Origin of the sequence: Burkholderia sp. FERM BP-3421 (assembly GCF_028657905.1) — a bacterium.
Taxonomy (GTDB): domain Bacteria; phylum Pseudomonadota; class Gammaproteobacteria; order Burkholderiales; family Burkholderiaceae; genus Burkholderia.
In genome coordinates, this window is the sequence record NZ_CP117782.1 from 2229750 (window position 1) to 2244536 (window position 14787).

At 69.1% G+C, this 14787-nt stretch carries 17 protein-coding genes; 7 read left to right on the forward strand and 10 right to left on the reverse strand.

Features of this window, described 5'->3' with window-relative positions:
* Nucleotides 1-249 precede the first annotated feature (249 nt).
* Nucleotides 250-1029, forward strand: coding sequence for a hypothetical protein (locus tag Bsp3421_RS26035; RefSeq protein WP_273998801.1), 780 nt, complete (start codon nucleotides 250-252; stop codon nucleotides 1027-1029).
* Nucleotides 1030-1058: 29 nt separating this feature from the next.
* On the opposite strand, the gene Bsp3421_RS26040 is transcribed toward Bsp3421_RS26035, so the two are convergent.
* Nucleotides 1059-1904, reverse strand: a complete 846-nt coding sequence (locus Bsp3421_RS26040) for an aldo/keto reductase (RefSeq protein ID WP_273998803.1) — start codon at nucleotides 1902-1904, stop codon at nucleotides 1059-1061.
* Between the two features lie 169 nt (nucleotides 1905-2073).
* Here Bsp3421_RS26040 and Bsp3421_RS26045 point away from each other — a divergent pair, with 169 nt between their 5' ends.
* Both Bsp3421_RS26045 and Bsp3421_RS26050 read left to right on the forward strand, forming a co-directional pair.
* Nucleotides 2074-2820 carry a GntR family transcriptional regulator gene (locus Bsp3421_RS26045; protein ID WP_273998805.1) on the forward strand — a complete coding sequence of 249 codons (747 nt, stop codon included), beginning with the start codon at nucleotides 2074-2076 and terminating at the stop codon, nucleotides 2818-2820.
* Nucleotides 2821-2950: 130 nt separating this feature from the next.
* The gene (locus Bsp3421_RS26050) at nucleotides 2951-4180 is read left to right on the forward strand and encodes a citrate synthase family protein (RefSeq protein ID WP_273998806.1); all 1230 of its coding nucleotides are present in this window, start codon (nucleotides 2951-2953) and stop codon (nucleotides 4178-4180) included.
* Here Bsp3421_RS26050 and Bsp3421_RS26055 read toward each other — a convergent pair.
* Entirely contained in the window at nucleotides 4153-4467 is a 315-nt protein-coding gene (locus Bsp3421_RS26055) for a DUF2917 domain-containing protein (protein ID WP_273998807.1), read from the reverse strand. The genes Bsp3421_RS26050 and Bsp3421_RS26055 overlap by 28 nt on opposite strands.
* 242 nt (nucleotides 4468-4709) lie before the next feature.
* Here Bsp3421_RS26055 and mdtD point away from each other — a divergent pair, with 242 nt between their 5' ends.
* Together mdtD and Bsp3421_RS26065 are read left to right on the forward strand one after the other, a co-directional pair.
* A complete protein-coding gene (mdtD, locus tag Bsp3421_RS26060; protein ID WP_273998809.1) occupies nucleotides 4710-6095 on the forward strand; it encodes a multidrug transporter subunit MdtD in 1386 nt (461 codons plus the stop codon).
* 158 nt (nucleotides 6096-6253) lie between these two features.
* Nucleotides 6254-7528 carry an EAL domain-containing protein gene (locus tag Bsp3421_RS26065; protein ID WP_273998811.1) on the forward strand — a complete coding sequence of 425 codons (1275 nt, stop codon included), beginning with the start codon at nucleotides 6254-6256 and terminating at the stop codon, nucleotides 7526-7528.
* A 6-nt stretch (nucleotides 7529-7534) separates the two neighbouring features.
* On the opposite strand, the gene Bsp3421_RS26070 is transcribed toward Bsp3421_RS26065, so the two are convergent.
* The 3 genes from Bsp3421_RS26070 to Bsp3421_RS26080 form a co-directional block, all read right to left on the reverse strand.
* Entirely contained in the window at nucleotides 7535-8128 is a 594-nt protein-coding gene (locus Bsp3421_RS26070; RefSeq protein ID WP_273998812.1) for a class I SAM-dependent methyltransferase, read from the reverse strand.
* Between the two features lie 64 nt (nucleotides 8129-8192).
* Entirely contained in the window at nucleotides 8193-9233 is a 1041-nt protein-coding gene (locus Bsp3421_RS26075; protein ID WP_273998813.1) for a 2-dehydropantoate 2-reductase, read from the reverse strand.
* Between the two features lie 3 nt (nucleotides 9234-9236).
* Nucleotides 9237-9764, reverse strand: a complete 528-nt coding sequence (locus Bsp3421_RS26080) for an Mpo1 family 2-hydroxy fatty acid dioxygenase (protein WP_273998814.1) — start codon at nucleotides 9762-9764, stop codon at nucleotides 9237-9239.
* 87 nt (nucleotides 9765-9851) lie between these two features.
* On the opposite strand from Bsp3421_RS26080, the gene Bsp3421_RS26085 reads away from it, so the two are divergent.
* Together Bsp3421_RS26085 and Bsp3421_RS26090 are read left to right on the forward strand one after the other, a co-directional pair.
* Nucleotides 9852-10556 carry a Crp/Fnr family transcriptional regulator gene (locus Bsp3421_RS26085; RefSeq protein ID WP_273998815.1) on the forward strand — a complete coding sequence of 235 codons (705 nt, stop codon included), beginning with the start codon at nucleotides 9852-9854 and terminating at the stop codon, nucleotides 10554-10556.
* Between the two features lie 289 nt (nucleotides 10557-10845).
* On the forward strand, nucleotides 10846-11361 hold the full coding sequence (locus tag Bsp3421_RS26090) for a GNAT family N-acetyltransferase (RefSeq protein ID WP_273998817.1): 516 nt from the start codon (nucleotides 10846-10848) through the stop codon (nucleotides 11359-11361).
* A 43-nt stretch (nucleotides 11362-11404) separates the two neighbouring features.
* Here the strand turns inward: Bsp3421_RS26090 and Bsp3421_RS26095 are convergent, their stop codons facing one another.
* From Bsp3421_RS26095 to Bsp3421_RS34110, 5 genes are all read right to left on the reverse strand, one after another.
* Nucleotides 11405-11605 carry a hypothetical protein gene (locus tag Bsp3421_RS26095; RefSeq protein ID WP_273998818.1) on the reverse strand — a complete coding sequence of 67 codons (201 nt, stop codon included), beginning with the start codon at nucleotides 11603-11605 and terminating at the stop codon, nucleotides 11405-11407.
* 756 nt (nucleotides 11606-12361) lie between these two features.
* Nucleotides 12362-12571, reverse strand: a complete 210-nt coding sequence (locus tag Bsp3421_RS26100) for a hypothetical protein (RefSeq protein WP_273998819.1) — start codon at nucleotides 12569-12571, stop codon at nucleotides 12362-12364.
* Nucleotides 12572-12585: 14 nt separating this feature from the next.
* Nucleotides 12586-13335, reverse strand: coding sequence for a hypothetical protein (locus tag Bsp3421_RS26105; RefSeq protein ID WP_273998821.1), 750 nt, complete (start codon nucleotides 13333-13335; stop codon nucleotides 12586-12588).
* Between the two features lie 13 nt (nucleotides 13336-13348).
* Nucleotides 13349-13687, reverse strand: a complete 339-nt coding sequence (locus tag Bsp3421_RS34510; RefSeq protein ID WP_443111529.1) for a c-type cytochrome — start codon at nucleotides 13685-13687, stop codon at nucleotides 13349-13351.
* A complete protein-coding gene (locus Bsp3421_RS34110; protein ID WP_337995291.1) occupies nucleotides 13593-14450 on the reverse strand; it encodes a hypothetical protein in 858 nt (285 codons plus the stop codon). The genes Bsp3421_RS34510 and Bsp3421_RS34110 overlap by 95 nt, the downstream gene beginning before the upstream one ends.
* Between the last annotated feature and the right edge of the window lie 337 nt (nucleotides 14451-14787).

Genomic DNA, 14787 nt, shown 5'->3' on the forward strand with positions numbered 1-14787 from the left:
GCCGGGCGGACGTGCGCGGCCCATACGGCGCGCGGCTGCGCGGCCGATGGCACGTTTATCGCTCGCATCACGGCATGCGCCGGGCGAGAGGCCCGTGCGGCGCTATCCCTGACAAGCCCGGCAGATCCGGCTCAAGGGTCGCTGCAATCAGCAGGACCTGGACCGACACGACGATACGGACTCCACACATAGCGCAACGGTGAAGCACCGCGGTGACGGGGGATCGCGCGCTTCGGGAGGCCGATGATCATGGACATCTACAGACGGAAACGCGACAACGCCGCCACGCGACGGCCACGCGCCCTGCTCGCACTCGGTGCGCTCGGCGCGCTGGCCTGCTGCGCGGCGGTGCCGGTATTCGCGCAGTCAGCGAACGACGTGATCCCGGCCTGGTTCATCGCACTTCAGCAGATCGCGCAGCCGGAACTGGCCGCGCCGATCCAGGTTGCTCAGAACTCCGATGCAAGTCCGTCGACGCCCGAGCAGGATGCGCAGACGCTGTTCACGCCGCACAACTGCTCCGGCGATCCCATCTCGTGCCGGGGCCAGGGCCGGGGCGCGGGCGGCGGCGGCGGCGGGGGTAACGGCGGCAGCAGCGGCAGCGGCGGCGGACACGGTTCGAGCGGCAGTTCCAGCGGCGGCGCCGTTGGCGCGCAAGGCGGCCTGGGCGGCAGCAGCGGCGGCGGGCGCGGCGGCAGTTCATCCGGAGGCGGATCGTCGAGCGCGGGGTCTTCCAGCGGCAGCTCCTCGGGTGGCAGCACGTCCGGCAGCGGTTCCTCCAGCGGCGGCTCCACGAGCGGCAGTTCCTCGAGCGGCACGTCCAGTTGCGGCTGCGGCAGCCACGGCGCCGGGCCGAGCGGCGCGGCCGGTCACGGACTCGGCGGTCCGGGCGCCGTGGGCGCGGTCGGCGGCATAGGCGGCCTGGGCGCCGGCGGACGCGGCGCGGGCGGCATGGGACCGGGCGGACGCGGCGGCGGCATGGGCCCCGGCGGACGCGGCGGCGGCGGGAACGGCAACGGCAATCACTGAAGCGCGGCCGCGCGCCCCAGGCGGTGACGCTACAGCATCTCCAGCGGCCGCTTGCGGCGCGGCGCGGCAAACTGCGCGTCGAGCCGCGCCAGCTCGTCGTCGCTGAACGCGAAGGCGAGCGCCGCGTGATTGTCGCGCACGTGCTCGAGGCGCGCCGCCTTCGGAATCGCGAATACGCCGGGCCGTCGCAGAACCCAGGCGAGCGCGACCCGCATCGCCGACACCCCACGCTCGCGCGCGATCTCGGCAAGCACCGAGTGCGCTGGCAGACGCGCGTGGTCGACCGGGCTGTAGGCCATCGCCGGCATGCGCCGCTGGGCAAGCCAGGGCAGCAGGTCGAACTCCGGGCCGCGGCGCGCCACGTTGTAGAGAATCTGGTTCGTCGCGCATGCGCCGCCGCCCGCCTCGGCGACCAGCTCGCGCATGTCGTCGGTATCGAAGTTGCTCACGCCCCAGTGGCGGATCTTGCCCGCCGCGCGCAGCGCCTCGAAGCCCGCGACCGTTTCCGCGAGCGGCACCGTCCCGCGCCAGTGCAGCAGATACAGATCGATGCGGTCGGTCCGCAGACGCGCGAGGCTCGCCTCGCACGCGGCGACCACGCTCCGACGGCCGGCATGATGCGGATAGACCTTGCTGACCAGGAACACGTCGTCGCGCAGGCCCGCGAGCGCGGTGCCGAGGAACGTTTCGGTCGCGCCGTCGCCGTACATCTCGGCGGTGTCGATCACGGACATGCCGAGCGCCACGCCTGCGCGCAGCGCGGCCGTTTCGTCCGCGCGCCGCGCCGGGCGCTCGCCCATTTCCCAGGTGCCCTGGCCCAGTCTCGGAATGTGTTCGCCGTCGGGCAACGCCACCGTGCCGATTTCATCCGCCATTCGCCGTCCCCTCGCCTGTCCTGCGCACCACGCGCCGCCCGCCAGTGTATCCGGCCGCACACAGATCGCACGACCACGGCCCGCGGCGGCGCGTCCCGCCACAAAATACCGGATACGTCCGGCTCGTACGATGACTTAAAATGACAATACTGTTTCAGACGCCCATTCCATGAAGCCATCGAAGGAAGACCGCTGGTCCGACCTGCGGCCCGACCCGGACAACGATACGCCGCTCTACCTGCAGCTCGCCCGCAAGCTCGGCGACGCGATCCACGACAACCGCTGGGCGGCCGGCGAGGCGCTGCCCTCGGAGCGGCTGTTGTCGGAAGCGCTGGGCGTCTCGCGCATCACCGCGCGCAAGGCCATCGCGCTGCTGGTCGAGCAAGGCCTGATCCGCCGCACCCAGGGCGCCGGCAACTTCATCCAGCCGCGCTACGAGGATCCGCTGTCGCGGCTGTCGAGCTTCAGCGAGATGCTCAAGCGGCGCGGCTTCACGCCGGGCTCGCAATGGCTCGCACGCGATATCCAGCCAGCCAACCGCGACGAGGTGATCCAGCTCGGCTTGTCGCCCGCCGCCTCGGTGACGCGGCTCAAGCGGCTGCGGCTCGCCGACGACATCGTGATGGCCGTCGAGAACTCGACCTTTCCCGCCACCATCATTCCCGACCCGCACGCGATCACCGATTCGCTGTACAGCTATCTGGAACAGCGCGGCACGCCGATCGTGCGCGCGCTCCAGCATTTTCGGGCGGTCAACGCGAGCGAGGAGATCGCACGCCAGATGGGTATCGAGACGCACGACGCGCTGCTGCTGATCACGCGGATTGGTTACACCGCCGATCAGCGCGCCATCGAGCTGACCGACACCTACTGCCGCAACGACTACTACGATTTCGTCGTCGAGTTGCGCAAGTAAGGCGCGCAAGGCGCAAAACCGCCGCACCCCGCCTAGAATGCGAGCCAGCCGCCGCCGCTCCCGATCCGCGTCACGGAGCGACGGCGTTCCGGGTGCCGACCGGGCGCCCCACGCCTCGCCAGGAGCCGCCATGTCCCGCCTGTCCGCGACCGAAGCCGCGCAACTGCTCGGCGTCAGCCTGCCGACCCTGTACGCCTACGTGAGCCGCGGTCTGCTGCAGTCGCTGCCCGACGGCGCGAACCGGCGGCACAGCTACGACGGCGCGGAAGTCCGTCTGCTCGCGCGCCGCCGCGCCGACGCGAAACGCGCGGGCAAGGTCGCGGAACGCTCGCTCGCCTGGGGCGTCCCGGTGCTCGAATCGCGCATCACGCAGATCGCCGACGGCGCGCTGCGCTATCGCGGCCACGACGCGCTCGCGCTCGCGACGACCGCGACGCTCGAGGAGGTCGCCGCGCTGTTGTGGGACTGCGCGCCGGAGCGCATCGCGCGCGCCGCCGCGCCCGATGCGGCCGCGGATCCACCCTGGGCGGAATGGATGCACCGCTGGCGCGCGCTGGCGCCGCTCGAACGGGCGCTGGTGCTGCTGCCCGCCGCCGCCGCGACCCTGCCGCACGCGCCCGCGCAACACGCCGAGGGCCGGCTCGATACCGCGTGCGCGCTGATGCGCACGACCGCCGCCGCGCTCGCGGGCGCGACGCCGTCGCGCGCGCCGATCCATCTTCAGCTGGCCGAAGCCTGGGACGTGCGCGACCCGCACGGCGTCGATCTGCTGCGCATGGCGCTCGTGCTGTGCGCGGATCACGAACTCAATCCGTCGACCTTCGCCGTGCGCTGCATCGCCTCGACCGGCGCGCATCTGTACGGCGCGATCGCGGGCGGCCTGGCCGCGCTCGCGGGACCGCGACACGGCGGCGAGACGCGCCGGGTCACCGTCCTGCTCGACGAGGCGGCGCGCGCCGACGATCCCGATCGCTATCTGGCCGAGCGGCTCGCGCACGACGAACGCACGACGGGCGGCCGCACGCTGCTGGCCGGCTTCGACCATCCGCTGTATCCGCAAGGCGACCCGCGCGCGGCCCACCTCACCGACGCCCTGCGCGCGCACTTCGACGCGCATGCGCCGCTGCGCGACGCGCTGGCGCTCGCCGCCTCGGTCGAAACCGCCACGACGCTGCGGCCGACCATCGATTTCGCGCTCGCGCTGATCGAGCGCACGCTGGCGCTGCCGCCCGACGCGGCCTTCGTGTTGTTCGCGGCGGGCCGGGTGGTCGGCTGGATCGCGCACGCGATCGAGCAGCAGACGGATGGCGGGCTGATCCGCCCGCGGGCGCGCTATATCGGCGCCGACGCGGCGACCTGAACCGCGCGCCGCCCGCGCCGCGCCCATCCGTCGTACGGCGGCCGCGCGGACGCCGCCACGACGCTTTCGAACTGGACCCGCGCGCCGATCCTGCCGACGCCGATCCAGACCGGGGTGCGCGTCGGCAGGTCGAAAGACTGCCCGGCCGCGAGCCAGTGGTCGTCCAGGCGGCCCTCGATCGTCAGCCACACCTCGCCCGTCGCGACGACGAGCCGCGCCGGATGCCGCGCGCGCCATCGCGTGGCCGGCTCGCCGGGCTCGAACGCATAGGTACGAATCTCACGCATGGGGCCTCCTGGGCAAAAGCGGCGGGAATAGCGGTCAGCGTCCATTATCAAAACGATGGCACGACACTGCCCATGCACACTTCCTGACACTTTCCCCCAAACTGTACTGGCAACTGGCCAGACACAGCCGAGCCGCCTGCGTATCGCGGGCGCTTTCCCTACAATGTCGGCTGCTTCCGCGCCCCACCCGACACCCATGCCATCGCCCGCCTCCCCGCCCCAGCGAAAAATCGCTCACCGTGATGCTGTGGCTCGTCGCCACCGGCTTCTTCATGCAGACCCTCGACGCGACGATCGTCAACACCGCGTTGCCGTCGATGGCGGCCAGCCTCGGGGAATCGCCGCTGCGCATGCAGTCGGTGGTGGTCGCGTACTCGCTGACGATGGCGGTGATGATCCCGGTGTCGGGCTGGCTCGCAGACCGGCTCGGCACCCGCCGGGTGTTTTTCAGCGCGATCCTGGTTTTCGCGCTCGGCTCGCTGCTGTGCGCGAACGCCCACACGCTGCCGCAACTGGTCGCGTTCCGCGTGATCCAGGGCATCGGCGGCGCGATGCTGCTGCCCGTCGGCCGGCTCGCGGTGCTGCGCACGTTCCCGGCCGAGCGCTACCTGCCCGCGCTGTCGTTCGTCGCGATTCCCGGCATGATCGGCCCGCTGATCGGGCCGACGCTCGGCGGCTGGCTCGTCAAGGTCGCGTCGTGGCACTGGATCTTCCTGATCAACGTGCCGGTCGGCGTGGCCGGCTGCATCGCCACCTACTATTCGATGACCGACTCGCGCAATCCGGCCGCCGGCCGCTTCGATCTCAAGGGCTACCTGCTGCTCACGATCGGCATGGTCGCGCTCTCGCTGTCGCTCGACGGCCTCGCCGATCTCGGCATGCAGCACGCGGCCGTGCTCGTGCTGCTGATCCTGAGCCTCGCCTGCTTCGTCGCATACGGCCTCTACGCGGTGCGCGCGCCGCAGCCGATCTTCTCGCTCGACCTGTTCCGCATCCACACCTTCAGCGTCGGCCTGCTCGGCAACCTGTTCGCGCGGATCGGCAGCGGCGCGATGCCCTACCTGATCCCGCTGCTGCTGCAGGTGAGCCTCGGCTACAGCGCGTTCGACGCGGGGCTGATGATGCTGCCCGTCGCCGCGGCCGGGATGTTCTCGAAGCGCATCATCACGCGGCTCATCACCCGCCACGGCTACCGCAAGGTGCTGCTCGCGAACACCGTGATGGTCGGCCTGATGATGGCGAGCTTCGCGCTGATCGGCGACACGACGCCGCTGTGGCTCAAGGTCGCGCAGCTCGCGCTGTTCGGCGGCTTCAACTCGATGCAGTTCACGGCGATGAACACGCTGACGCTGAAGGACCTCGGCACGGGCGGCGCGAGCAGCGGCAACAGCCTGTTCTCGCTCGTGCAGATGCTGTCGATGAGCCTCGGTGTGACGGTCGCGGGCGCGCTGCTCGCGACCTTCACCGGGATGATCCGGCCGGCCGCGCCGAACCACGCGCTGCCCGCGTTCCACGCGACCTTCCTGTGCGTCGGCCTGATCACGGCCGCCTCGGCGTGGATCTTCGCCCAGCTCGCGCCCGATATCCGCGGCGCGGCGCGCAAGACCGACCCGTCCGAGCGCACCTAGCGGAATCGCGCGCCGCCGTGGCGCGCCGCGCACCGGCACGGTGCAGGCCACGCATGCAGGCGGGGCGGCGGGTTCCCGCCGCCCCCGGCTTTTTTGCGCATGAATCTTGCTGGTCTATATTCTGTGGGTAAACTGACAGCCTCTCACCGGCCGACATCATGAGCATGATCGACATCGATCCCCCTGGCTTTCAGCCCCCGCGCCCGGTCGCGGGCGACGACGGCAACCGGCGCACCGTGCTGTACGGCGACTACACCGTGTTCAGCGTGTTCCAGCCGGTCTTCTCGGTGTCGCACCGCCGTGCGATCGGCTATCACGCGTCGCTGCGCGCGCAGGACGCCGACGAACGCCAGGTGCCGTCTCACGAGGTATTCACGCAGGCCGCGCGGCGCGGCGACCTGCTCGAACTCGGCAGGCTCGCCGAATCGCTGCATCTCGGCAACTTCCACGCGTTCGACAGCCACGACGAATGGCTCTTCCTGAGCCTGCATCCGGCCGCGTTGATGGACACCGTGTACGGCGACGCCGTGCTGGCGAACCTCAAGGCGCTCGGCCTGCCGCCGCAGCGCGTCGTGCTGGAAGTGCCCGAACAGGCGGGCGGCGAGACGCCGCGCTTCGCGGCGATCGTCGACGGCCTGCGCAAGGCCGGCTTCCTGATCGCGCTCGGCGGCTTCGGCGCGAAGCATTCGAACATCGACCGCGTGTGGCACCTGCATCCCGACATCGTCACGCTCGACCGCGGCATCCTCGCGCAGGCAAGCGAACACTCCCACCTCGAACGCGTGCTGCCCGGGCTCGTGTCGCTGCTGCACGAATCCGGCCAGCTGGTGCTGATGGGGGGTCTGAGCACCGAGCGCGAGGCGCTGATCGCGCTCGAATGCGACGTCGATTTCGTGCAGGGCACGTATTTCGCCGGGCCGAGCGTCGATCCGGTCCAACCGCAGGCCGCGGCCGGCTCGATGGATACGCTGTCGGCCGCGCTGCGGCTGCGCGTCGCCGAGCGCGAGCGCACCCAGGCGGCCCGGCTCGCGCCCTACGTCACGGCGCTCGCTCAGGCGAGCGCGCTGCTGCGCGAGGGCCAGGACGTCGCGCACGCGGCCGCTGCGCTGCTCGCGCTGCCCGAAACGGCGCGCTGCTTCCTGCTCGACTCGTCGGGCCGCCAGATCGGCGACAACGTGCTGCCGCGCGGCCATGTCTCGCAGCGCGCGAAGCGCTTCCGGCCGTTGCTGCATTCCGAGGGCGCGAGCTGGGAGCGGCGCCCGTACTTCATCCAGGCCATGCGGGTGCCCGGCCGCGTACACCTGACGCCGCCCTACCTGTCGATCAACGAAGCCCACCTGTGCGTGACCGCCTCGATCGCGACGGCCACCGCCCAGGGCATGCTCGTGATGTGCGTCGACATCAACTGGGAAGCCACCGCGGATCGCGTCTGACGCGCGTCAGGCCGCGCGGCGCGCGATCAGCCGGTGCACGCGCCGACCCGACGACGCGCTTTGCGCCGCCGCGTCGAACAGCACCGTCATCCCGTCGCCGAGCGCGGCGCGCACCTGCTGCGCGTCGAACGCCGCGTACAGCCGGCCGCGCGCATCGCGCAGCGATTCGCCCTCGGTCACGCGCCAGCTCAGGTACAGCACGCCGCCCGGCAGCAGCAGCTCGACGAGCCGCGCCACCGCCGCGTCGATCTCCTCCGCCGCGAGATGCATGATCACGGTCTCGCACAAAACGTTGCGAAACGCGCGCGACGGCACCCCGGACAAGGCCGGCAGCAAGGCCTGCTCGAAACGCAGGCGCGGATGCGCGCGACGCGCGGCCGCCACGAGCGCCGCGCTGCCGTCGTAGCCGATCGCCTCGAAGCCGCGCGCGGCGAGCCAGCCCGTGTCGCGCCCCGCGCCGCAACCGACGTCCGCCGTCGGGCCGGGCGTGAAATAGCGCTCGAGCAGCCTGTACATGTCGTCGGGCGGCGGCTGGTCGGCCCATTCGCGCGCGTAGTCGTCGGCGAACTGATCGTATGCGTGCAGCGTGGTGGAATCCATCCGGGCCCCTGGTCGGCGTGGTGATCGGAATAGGCACCCCGACATCGTATCCCGTCGCCGCGGTTCAGGCGGGCCGCCGCGCCTCGCCGGCCGCGCGCAGCGCGTCGAGCAGCTCGGCGCCGCGCCAGGCGGGCCGCGTCCGGGCGGCCTCCGCCGCGTGCACGAGCGCGCACAGGCGCTGATTGACCGGGGCCGCGCAGCCGGCCTCGCGCGCGAGCCGCACGATTTCTCCATTGATCCATTCGACCTCGGTCGGCCGGCCGGCGGCCAGATCGTCGGCCATCGACGAACGGGCCAGTGGATCGATCGCGAGCATCCGGCCGGCAAGCCGCGTAAACAGCGCATCGGGCGACGCCAGCAGCGCCGGCAGCCAGGCGGCCGGCAGCGGCGTGAGACGCGCGGGGCGCATGCGCAGCCGCGCGAACACGTCGAGCGCCTCGCGCTGCGCGAGCGCGAGACAGCGCCGGTAGCTGCGCTGCGCAAGCTCGTCCCGCAGCGGCAAATCGGCGAGCGCATTGATCGCGTTGTTGAGATTGAACAGCAGCTTCGCCCACTGCACCGGGCGCAGGTCCGCCCGCGTGCGAAGCGGCAGGCCGGCGCGCGCGAAGGCCGGCATGAAGCGCCGCAGCGCGGGCGCGGCGGCCACTTCGAGCGCGCCCGCCGATCCCTGGTGAAATGCGCCCGGCCCGCGCGCGACGACATTGAACTGCACCATGCCCGCCAGCACCGTGCGGCCGGACATCGCCGCCGCGAGCCGGTCGGCGTTGCCGAGCCCGTTCTGGAAGCTGATCACGACGGCGTCGCGCTGCAGCACCGGCGCGAGCGCGGCGGCCGCCTCGGGCGTGGCCGCCGACTTGACCGTCACGAGCACGAGCGCGGCGTCCGCGAGCGCGGCCGCCTCGGTCGCGAACCGGATCCGCTCGGGCGGCACGCGCGCCGAGCGGCCGCGATGATCGGACAGCGCGAGCCCCTGCTCACCCAGCGCGGCGCCGATCCGCGCACGGCCGACCAGCGTCACGTCGGCCCCGCCCGCGAGCAGCCGGCCGCCGAGATAGCAGCCGATCGCGCCGGCGCCGTAGACGCCGATGGGCGCCTCCGTCGCCACGCGTCAGGCGCGCGCGTCGTGCGCGCCGCCGTGCACCGGCCCTGCGCGCCGTTCGACTTCCGTCCGCACCTCGGGCCGCCAGCCGATGAAGAACACCACTTCCGCCACGACGAACAGCGGACCGACCATCAGGCCGACGAGATCGTCGACGAAGGCCGGCTTGCGCCCCTCGTAGTAATGCCCGACGAACTGGATGATCCAGCCGACGACGAACAGGCCCGCGCCCGCGCCGAGCCATACGCCGGTCGGCTGCGCGGCGAGCGCCTGGCCGGCCCACAGCGCGAGCGCGAGCAGCACGCTCATCGCCAGGCCGAAGCGCAGGTCGAGCCGCAGGTAGAAGCACGCGAACGCCGCCATCAGCAGCAAGGCGGGCGTGAGCGCGAGCGGGCCCGCGAAGCCGAACAGCGGGCGCGACAACAGCACGCTGACCGCGACCACGATCATCGGAATGCCGGCCAGGTGGGTGACGATGTTGCGCGCGTCGCGATGATAGGCCGCGTACTGGGCCAGATGATCGACCAGGGTTTTCATGGCGTCTCTCTCCGTGGTTGCGTCCGTTGTTGAGCGCTATCATGCCTGTCCCGGCGCCCGCCCTCTGTCAACTACCCGACACCCGCCATGACGTCGCCGTTCGCCTCCCACCGGCCGCAGCTCGACGCCAGCCCCTGGTTCGTCGAGCTGCCCGTCGCACTGCGCGAACAGCTGCTCGCGCTGGCCGCGCCGCGCGCGCTCGAAGCGGGGCAGGCGCTGTTCCGCCGCGGCGATCCGCCCTGCGGCTTGTACGCGGTGCTGGCGGGCGGCCTGACGATCGGCGCGGTCGACGCGAGCGGCAAGGAAGCGCTGCTGACGATTGCCGAGCCGATCACCTGGCTCGGCGAGATCTCGCTGTTCGACGGGCTGCCGCGCACCCACGATGCGATCGCGACCGAACGCACCCTGCTGATGCACTTGCCGCAAGCCGAGCTGCGGGCGCTGCTGGAACGGGAGCCGCATTACTGGCGCCATTTTGCGCTCTTGATGGCGCAAAAGCTGCGCCTGTCGTTCATCACGGTGGAGGCGATGAGCCTGATGCCGGCCGCGCGCCGGCTGGCGACCCGGTTGCTGCTGATCGCGGAGGGCTACGGCGGGATCAGCGTCGGCCATACGCGCATCGCGCTGTCGCAGGAACGGCTCGCGTCGCTGCTGTCGCTGACCCGGCAGACCACCAACCAGTTGCTGAAGGACCTCGCGGCGCGCGGCATCGTGCGGCTCCAGGTCGGCGCCGTCGAGATCCTCGATCTCGACGCGCTGCGCCGCGCGAGCCGCGACGACGGCGCGCGTTGACGGGTGCGCGGCCGGCGCGCAGCGTGGGCCCGCTACGCCGTCCGCGCTGGAGAAAACCTTCTAAACCACCCTGTCGCGGTGGCGAGAAAATCTTTCAAACACCCGTCAATCGATACGCCCCCCAGAGCGCCCGAAACAATCATTTTCACTGTTCATCGACCCACGTCCGTCTGCAAAGCCGGCCCGCGCCGAACCGACTAAGATGCCGCGCTTTGGCCGCCCCGCGCCGCTCGACGCGTCGCCCGCCCGCCGCCCGCTTTCCTTCATCGACAGACAGGACGCTCCCACCATGACCGAACCCCTTCCCGTTTCGATCGGCATCGCCACGCCCGACGACCTCGACGGCATTCTCGCGCTGCAGGCCGCCAACCAACCCGAACAGGGCGGCATGCTGTCGGTCAATTTCGCGCGCGACAAGCTCGTGCAGTTGATCGCCGACATGCCGTTCATCGTCGCGCGCCGAGGCGGCGACGTGACGGGTTTCCTGGTGACGGCTTCGCGCCGGACGTACGCGGACGTGCCGGTGATCCGCGCGATGTTCGGCGCCTATCCGGGCGCGGACGACGCCTATGTGTGCGGCCCGATCTGCGTTGCCGCCGACGAACGCGGCAGCGGCCTCGCGCGGCTGTTGCTGGACGAAGTGCAACAACGCCTTCCGGACCGGGAAGGCGTGTCGTTCATCCGTGATGACAATCAGGCCTCGATGCGGGCCAGCCTGCGGGCAGGATTTCGGGCGGTCGGGCATTTCACGCATCTCGACCGGCCGATGACGGTCGTGGTGACCGGCCCGCAACGAGCCGGCTGAACACGCGCGGGACTTCGATGCGCCGGCGCGCGAATCAATGCGATCAATGCGACTTCAGCGCGCCGACGCTTCGGTCGAGCGACTGCGTGTCGGTGGTCTGCTGCCACTCCTGCATCGCGCGTCGCCGCTGCAGCGGCGACATCACCATGAATTCGTTCATCTTCAACAAAAACTCGCGCTTGGATTTTTCCGGGAGCACGGCGAAGCACAGCAGCAGTGCCAGGATCCTCTTCGTATAGCGCATGCATTCTCCTGCTCTGGGTTGATTTTCACGTGGGACGAACGCAAACGCTCCGGACCCGCATCCAGACCGCGACGTCGGCCCACGGCCGATACAACGTTTGCGCGCACACGATCTGGCGTCTCGAACCGGTCGCGCGCCCGGCATCGCCAATGAAACGGTCTTGCATCGGGTCGGTCACGCGGCTCGGCCGACCCATCCGTTATCGGCACCATCATGCCAAACATAAATTAAAAATCCAACCAGGCGTTGATAGTACAAACCTCAAATTAAATAATTAATTTCTGGAACAAAAACTAAAAAATTACACACTCATTCGTTCACACCGGATCGCCCCGGACGCCGCTCAACCCCGGCGGCAAAGGCCCACCCTGGGCTGCCGGCAATTTCATCTCCATGTCTTCCGTTCTATCGATTCATATTGGGAAACCTTGATTTGAATTAAGTTAGCCCTCGCCATTTCTTATTGATACGATCGAATCATGAAAAAATATACCCCTCAATTAATCTTGAAATAGACCTCGATATAATCGAGCCAGCCAGATCATCCCGGCACACGGATTGATCGCGAATGAACTTCCATCAGGTCACTCGTTCGTCATTGCGACGGCGACGCCTTCGGCCACCGGCACCGGACCGCGATCATGTCCCGCTTGACGGCGCAAGCCACCCTCCCGTGAAAACAGAATAGGCTGTCGATCCATCCCGGGCACAACCGCGTTCAGCAAGATCCACGCGGGTCCGGACCGGGCTCCGTGATTACAGCGCCGGCTGCGCAAGCGCTTGCGGTTGGCGCAACAATTGCCGGCCAAACAGAATCATCCACAACGACGGCAGGGCCACGACCAGCATCTCGATACCGTCTGCGAACAGGGTGAATTCCGGGAAAAATCCAGACAGAAAGAACCAGCCGACAAACAAGCCGATGGCCTGCAGCAGGATTGCCGCGCCCCACTCCGCCCGCTTCAACAGGTTTCCGACAGTCACGGCCCAAAAAACGAAAACCGTCCACCACAGTTCTCGTTGCGCCTCGTTCGCAACGGGGTTTCCCACGCTGTGGCGGCGGCTTTTTCCGCCGCGTCGCCCTGTATGTACGCCAGCGAGAGAGGTTGAATAGCGGCGAGCGGGATCGCCGCGCCGCACATTCCGGCGGTCACGAAAAGCGCCACGGCCATTGCCGCCATATTGCCCAAAGCCCCTGCCTCCTCCTGGAAGGCGCGCCAGAGATAGCCGCCAATCACAAGGAACGGCAGATAGAACCCGAACACATCCGTGAGCATGGCCCAGCGAAACACACTGCGCGTCTCGTTCGACAAGGCCAGCACGGCGCCGCCGCGGAATACCATGCCGGTATCCCATCCCGTCACGATCCACAACAGCCCGAGCGTGACGTAAGCCAAGAGGCCGCCGCCGATGGCGCTCCAGGCCGTGAAGCGCAAAGTGTTGCGCGAGATCGCGTTCTTCATTTTCTGCTTCGAGACAAACAAGTCGTGATGCCGCCGGGATACCAGCGGATTGCATGTGTCATCCACCACGCCGAATCGGTTTTCCCGCTGCGGATCGAACGCGGTTCCGCCCGTTCCGCGACCGCGGCCGGACGGTTTCGCACCGCCGCACGGCCTCGCGACGCGCACCGATCCGGCCATCTCCCGCATGATGCACATCGTGCGATGCGTCTCGGTCGATGCCGTCGATTCGACCAAGGCGACCGCGCCGGCAACCGGCGCGCCCATGGAACGCCCGGCATCAACGCGGCTGCTTCAAGTAGCAGATCGTGGACGCACGTTCCGCGTCGTTCTTGATTCGGGTAAATGGCATCGTCGTTCCTGGCTTGTGGGCCGACGGCGCCTTGAGAAAGAGATCCCTTTCTTTTTCACCCCATTTTCCCGGGGATTCCGCGAGCGCCTTGCTGGACGAAAAGGCGGGAAGCTTGCCGATCGGCCACCCGAACACGCCGAAGAGATTCGGACCGACGATCGTCCCCTTCGTCTTATCGATCGCGTGGCACAAAGCGCACTTTGTCTCGAAGACATGCTGCCCGGGATTCGGCGTACAGCCCTCCTCGACAAATGCATTGGCATGCATGACGCAAGCCGTTGCGAGCGAGACGGCAGCCATGGGGATGCGCCTCATTCATGCCCCGCTGGCCGGAATCGGGCGATCGATGCGCCTCGATAATCTGCTGCCCGGTGTTTGCCGAATGCCGCGCGATCGCACCGGGATCGGGACACGATCGCACCGGTAGGCGCCCGGTCGACATGCGGAGCGCCGAATCGACAGCGCCGCCGCCGACAGGCATCGGCAGCGTCCGCGCCTCGCTTCGCCGACGCGCTGCCGCGACAGCCTGTCGCCCCGGTCGCCGGTTGATCGCGGCGCGCCGAAGCCGCGGTCCGGACGAAAAAAAGCCCATGACGTCGGTCAGGTCATCGATATACATGGCGAGGAAGTTGCACCAGTGTGTCGTTGCAGCATTCAGTGCCTTCGATAACGAGACGCGGCTTACCCCCGCGAGTCCCGCTTCGAGCATGCCGTTCGCCGCTGCGTCGATCCACCGTGTGATGTCCTCTCCGGCCGGGCCGCCGGTAGGCGGGTTGTATTTGATACCGCCGCTGTCCGGTGGATTGCGCGACGGCATCACCACAATTCCATTGGCGAATCCGGCACTGCGTCCGCGGTTGTACTTCAGGATCGCGCGCGAAACGGCCGGCGCCGGCGTGTATTCGCCCGGCGGCGCCAGCATGACCACGACACCATTGGCAGCCCGCACTTCAAGTACGCTTGCCTGCGCCGGTTCGGCAAGTGCATGCGTGTCGATGCCGAGAAACAACGGACCGTCGATGCCGCGCAAACATCGATACCGGCAGATCGCCTGCGTGATCGCGAAGACATGTCACTCGTTGAAGCTGCGGGTCACGCAGAGCCCCGGTGGCCCGACGTGCCGAACGTCACACGCTGCGCCGGGACGGCCGGATCCGGCATATCGGTGTAGTACGCGGTCACGAGCCGGGGGGCGTCGACACAACGCATAGGGCGCGGGACGGCCCGCCAGTGGACTGACAGGCATCCTGCGGGGGGCGGGCGGCGTGTGCTTCATCATGCCTCCCGTGTGGATCACTGCCGGGTTCCCGATCGCGCGGCACAGCCGATGACTGCCCGCGTCTGCTCGACGGATTGCGAATATCGAC